Below are 715 nucleotides of genomic sequence, written 5' to 3' on the forward strand. Positions count from 1 at the left end.
TATTGCTACCCGGCGTCAATGTTGCAGTCCAGGTGATGCCGCCGTCGCTACTGCTCAAACCACTTAAAGCACCATTTTCAACAGTCAAGTCAGCCAGGGTAAAACCGGTTACCGCTTCGCTAAAGGTAATGGTTACCAGCGAAGTTTCACCTATCACTAAGGTTGTGTCTGCTACCACTATGGCAGCTGTTGGCCGCACCGAGTCAATTGCATAGTTGTTGGAGTTGGTTGTACCAGTACCCGTGTTTCCTGCCGCATCAGCCACGCCAGTGTTATCTAACGTAATCACATTGCTCGCATCTGTCACGCCAGCCGTTGGCGTAAAAGTGGCTGTCCAGGTAATACCCCCGTCGCTGCTGCTCACCGCACTTAAGGTACCATTAGCAATGGTCAGATCTGCATTGGTAAATCCTGTCACCGCTTCGCTAAAGGTAATCGTCACCAGCGAAGTTTCACCAATCGCCAGAGCGGTATCGGCCACCACGATGCTGGCAGTCGGACGCTGTGTATCAATGGCATAATTGTTAGAGTTGGTGGTACCTGTGCCTGTATTTCCTGCCGCATCAGCCACACCGGTATTATCCAGCGTGATCAAATTGGTGGTGTCAGTGATGTTGCTACCTGGTGTCAATGTCGCGGTCCAGGTGATACCGCCGTCGCTGCTGCTCAAGCCACTCAAAGTACCATTAGCAACGGTCAAGTCTGCCAGGGTAAA

At 51.7% G+C, this 715-nt stretch carries 1 protein-coding gene; it reads right to left on the reverse strand.

Annotation, left to right across the window (positions count from 1 at the left end):
- Positions 1 to 715 (reverse strand): Ig-like domain-containing protein (locus IE163_RS17655; RefSeq protein ID WP_229833644.1); only part of this gene is annotated, 715 nt, incomplete at both ends.

This window comes from Alishewanella longhuensis (assembly GCF_014653435.1).
Classification (GTDB): Bacteria; Pseudomonadota; Gammaproteobacteria; order Enterobacterales; family Alteromonadaceae; genus Alishewanella; species Alishewanella longhuensis.